Origin of the sequence: Microbacterium sp. UBA3394 (genome assembly GCF_002358725.1) — a bacterium.
GTDB classification, from domain to species: domain Bacteria; phylum Actinomycetota; class Actinomycetes; order Actinomycetales; family Microbacteriaceae; genus Microbacterium; species Microbacterium luteum.
Map to the genome: position 1 here is coordinate 1,191 of NZ_DEPK01000057.1, position 3,900 is coordinate 5,090.

Sequence of the window (3,900 nt, forward strand, 5' to 3'; positions counted from 1 at the left end):
TCCAGCGGCAAGAAGGCGTCGTACTACGTCGACATGCGCAAGCTCACGCTCGACCACCGTGCGGCGCCGGCGATCGGGCGCATCATGCTCGACCTCATCCGCGACGTCGACGGCATCGTCGCGGTGGGCGGTCTCACGCTGGGGGCGGATCCCATCGCCAACGCCGTGATGCACGAGTCGGCCCGCACGGACGCGCCGCTCGACGCGTTCGTCGTGCGCAAGGAGCCGAAGGACCACGGGCGCGGGCGGCAGGTCGAGGGGGCGGATGTCGCGGGCAAGCGCGTCGTGGTCGTCGAAGACACCTCCACCACCGGTCAGTCGGCGCTCAAGGCGGTCGAGGCCCTGCGGCGCGAGGGCGCCGAGCCGGTCGCGGTCGCGGTCATCGTCGACCGCAAGACCGGCGCGCGGGCCGCGGTCGAGGCGGAGGGCCTGCAGTGGCTGGCCGCCGTGGACCTCGACGATCTGGGTCTCGTCCCGCAGTAGGTCCCGTCTCGGGAATACGGCACGGCGGCGGGGTCGTTGGCGGTCACCATGGATCTCTACTCTCCCGCGACCTTCGGATCGCTGCACCTCGCCAACCGCGTCGTCATGGCGCCGCTCACCCGCACCCGCGCCGGTGCCGACGGCGTGCCCACCGACGCGATGGTCGAGTACTACCGGCAGCGCGCCGGGCAGGGACTCATCGTGAGCGAGGGCGTGTGGCCCGTCGCCGAGGGCAAGTCCTATCCCGGCCAGCCGGGCATCGAGACGCCCGAGCAGATCGACGGCTGGCGCCGGGTGGCCGACGCGGTGCACGCCGCCGGCGGTGTCCTCGTGATGCAGCTGATGCACGGCGGTCGTGTCTCGCACACCGCGATCACCGGCACCGAGCGGATCGTCGCGCCGAGCGCCCTGCCGGCTCCGGGCCAGACGCGAACTCCCGAGGGCAAGGTCGACATGCCCGTCCCGCACGCGCTGGAGACCGACGAGATCCCCGCGGTGATCGCGCAGTTCGCGCAGGCCGCCCGCAACGCCGTCGCGGCCGGGTTCGACGGCGTCGAGGTGCACGGCGCGAACGGTTACCTCGTGCACGAGTTCCTCTCGCCCGCCTCGAACGTGCGCGAAGACACCTACGGTGGATCGCCCGAGGCGCGGGCGCGTTTCGCCGTCGAGGTGACGGAAGCCGTGGCGTCGGCCGTCGGTGCGGACCGAACCGGCATCCGCCTGTCGCCGCAGCACAACATCCAGGGCGTCCTCGAGACCGATGACGCCGACGCGCGCGCGACCTACGCCGCGCTCGCGGCGGGGCTCGCGCCCCTCGGGCTGGCGTTCGTCGACATCCTCCACGCTCACCCCCAGGGCGACCTCGTGCAGCGCATCCGCCGCGGCGTCGGCGCTCCGGCGATCCTGAACTCCGGATTCTCGTCCCCCACGACGCGGGAGGAGGCCGAGGCCCTCGTCGCCGAGGGCTGGGCCGAGGCGGTCGCCGTCGGGCGCCCCGTCATCGCCAATCCCGACCTCGTGCACCGCTGGCAGCAGGGCGCCGACCTGAACGAACCGCGCCCCGAGCTCTTCTACGGCAGCACCGCCGAGGGGTACACCGACTACCCGGCGCTCGCCGCGGTCTCCTGACGCGTCTCAGTCGTCGCGGCGGCGGATCCAGACGACGATCCACGTGATGAGCGTGCCCAGCAGGATCACCGCGGAGCTTCCCAGCAGCAGGGTCTGTTCGAACTCGCTCATGAGGGGCGCTCTCCTTCCCGGGCGGCGGTGACGATGCTCGTGATGCGGGCCAGGCGCGTGGCAGGTCGCCGCGCCAGATCGACCTGAGCGATGCCGAACTTGCGAGCGGAGGGCGGGAACGCATCCCACGCGGCGCGAGCCGCCGGGTCAGCGTCGAGGGCGGCCGCGAGGTCGTCGGGCTCGCGGAGCGCCTCGGAGTTGTCCAGCACGCTCCACGATCCGTTCTCGCGGGCGACGGCGATCGCCCGCCGTCCGGCGTCGGTCATCTCGCCGGTGGCCTCGAGGTCGACCACGCGCGCCTTGTTCCTCGCCGCCCAGCCGCTGCGCGGTCGGCGCGGTGAGAACCACAGGCCGCCCAGGCGCTCGTCGAACGAGCGGGTGGGGCCGTCGATCCATCCGAAGCACAGCGCCTGCCGGATTGCGTCTTCGTACGCGACGACGGTGACGTCGGACCCGGGGCGCGCCCGCACCAGCCAAGCGCCGGTCGAGGTGGTGTGGTTCTCGACCAGCCACGCCCGCCAGGCCACGGCGTCGGCCACGAGCACGCGCTCCCCGTCGTCGAGTGCACCCATGCCGCCGACCCTACGCGCGCCCGCCGACATCGCCTCTGGCGCTACAGCCCGTGGGTGACTTCGCCCTCGGGCATCTCGGCCTCGATCGGGTCGTCGGCGAGCAGTTCGGCGACGGAGTCCAGGATCTCGTCGGGGCGGAACGGGTAGCGCTCGATCTCGGCGTCGTCGGAGATGCCGGTGCGCACCAGCACGGTATGCAGGCCCGCTTCGATCCCGGCCACGACGTCGGTGTCCATCCGGTCGCCGATCATGCCGGTGTTCTCGGAGTGCGCGCCGATGCGGTTCAGAGCCGAGCGGAACATCATGGGGTTCGGCTTGCCGACGACATACGGCTCCTTGCCCGTCGCCTTCGAGATGAGGGCCGAGATCGCCCCGGTCGCCGGCAGCACGCCCTCGACCGAGGGGCCGGTCGCGTCGGGGTTGGTGGCGATGAACCGGGCGCCGCCGCGAATGAAGCGGATCGCCTTCGTGATCGCCTCGAAGGAGTAGTTGCGGGTCTCGCCGATCACCACGTAGTCCGGATCGGTCTCGGTCATGATGAACCCGGCCTCGTGGAGAGCAGTCGTCAGTCCCGCCTCGCCGATGACGAAGGCGCTGCCGCCCGGCATCTGCGAGCGCAGGAAGTCGGCGGTCGCCAGGGCGGAGGTCCAGATGGCCTCCTCGGGCACGACGAGACCGGATGCGCGCAGTCGCGCACTGAGGTCGCGCGGCGTGAAGATCGAATTGTTCGTGAGAACGAGGAACGGCACCCCGAGATCCCGCCACTGCTGAAGGAGCTCGGATGCGCCGGGGATGGGGGTGTTCTCATGGACGAGCACGCCGTCCATGTCGGTGAGCCAGCATTCGACCTCGTCACGGGTGCGCATGGGCACAGCCTATGCGGCGCGGCCCGTGCTGTCCGACGGGAGGCCGACCGCGACGCGCCCGCGCGCCCCATTCCGCATCGGGCATGTGCGGCATAGGGTCGTCGTGTGAGTGGACCCGAGTGGCATCTCCCCGACCTCACCGGCCGGACGTACCTCGTCACGGGTTCCAACGCGGGTCTCGGCTACTTCTCGTGCGAACACCTCGTGCGGGCCGGGGCGGACGTGATCATGTCGGCGCGCAATCCCGCTCGTCTCGCCGCGGCTCGCGCGGCCCTCTTCCGCCGGGTGCCCGAGGCCGCCGGACGCGACGCGGTCGAGTCCCTCGTCATCGACACCAGCAACTCCGGCTCGCTGCGCGCCGCCGCCGCCACCCTCCGCAGCCGCGGCGCGCTCGACGGCGTGCTGCTGAATGCCGGCATCGTGCATCCGCCGAAACGGCGCACCCTCACGCGGGACGGCAACGAGCTCGTCTTCGCCACCAACGTGCTCGGCCACTTCGCGCTGGCGGGCGAGCTGCTTCCGGCGCTCGCCGCGGCGGGCGGACGAATGGTGTGGGTGGGGAGCATGTCCACCTCGATGTGGCGATACGACCCGGTCGACCCGCAGCTGTCGGAGGGCTACACGCCCTGGCGCGCCTACGTGCAGTCGAAGATCGCGACCAGCTCGCTCGGGTTCGAAGCCGACCGCCGCCTGCGCGGCGCCGACGTGGCGGTCGCGAGCGTCGTGGCGCATCCGGGCTA

Annotated in this window: 5 protein-coding genes; 3 read left to right on the forward strand and 2 right to left on the reverse strand. The window is 71.9% G+C overall.

Annotation, left to right across the window (positions count from 1 at the left end; genetic code table 11):
* Positions 1-483, forward strand: a 483-nt coding sequence (gene pyrE, locus B4E30_RS03110; protein WP_286793442.1) for an orotate phosphoribosyltransferase, incomplete at its 5' end; no start/stop codon positions are given.
* Positions 484-531: 48 nt separating this feature from the next.
* Positions 532-1,611 (forward strand): alkene reductase, encoded by a 1,080-nt coding sequence (locus B4E30_RS03115; RefSeq protein WP_286793443.1) that lies wholly within the window; start codon positions 532-534, stop codon positions 1,609-1,611.
* 107 nt (positions 1,612-1,718) lie between these two features.
* On the opposite strand, the gene B4E30_RS03120 is transcribed toward B4E30_RS03115, so the two are convergent.
* Both B4E30_RS03120 and B4E30_RS03125 read right to left on the reverse strand, forming a co-directional pair.
* A complete protein-coding gene (locus B4E30_RS03120) occupies positions 1,719-2,294 on the reverse strand; it encodes a YdeI/OmpD-associated family protein (protein WP_286793444.1) in 576 nt (191 codons plus the stop codon).
* A 41-nt stretch (positions 2,295-2,335) separates the two neighbouring features.
* Positions 2,336-3,160 carry an HAD-IIA family hydrolase gene (locus tag B4E30_RS03125; RefSeq protein ID WP_194383964.1) on the reverse strand — a complete coding sequence of 275 codons (825 nt, stop codon included), beginning with the start codon at positions 3,158-3,160 and terminating at the stop codon, positions 2,336-2,338.
* Between the two features lie 105 nt (positions 3,161-3,265).
* Between B4E30_RS03125 and B4E30_RS03130 the strand changes: the two genes are divergently transcribed.
* Positions 3,266-3,900, forward strand: a 635-nt coding sequence (locus tag B4E30_RS03130) for an SDR family NAD(P)-dependent oxidoreductase (RefSeq protein ID WP_286793445.1), incomplete at its 3' end; no start/stop codon positions are given.

What these genes read in the sequence shown, in the direction of transcription:
- B4E30_RS03115 (WP_286793443.1), top strand. Translation starts at nt 532, where the DNA reads ATGGATCTCTACTCTCCCGCGACCTTCGGATCGCTGCACCTCGCCAAC.
- B4E30_RS03120 (WP_286793444.1), bottom strand. Translation starts at nt 2,294, where the DNA reads ATGGGTGCACTCGACGACGGGGAGCGCGTGCTCGTGGCCGACGCCGTG.
- B4E30_RS03125 (WP_194383964.1), bottom strand. Translation starts at nt 3,160, where the DNA reads ATGCGCACCCGTGACGAGGTCGAATGCTGGCTCACCGACATGGACGGC.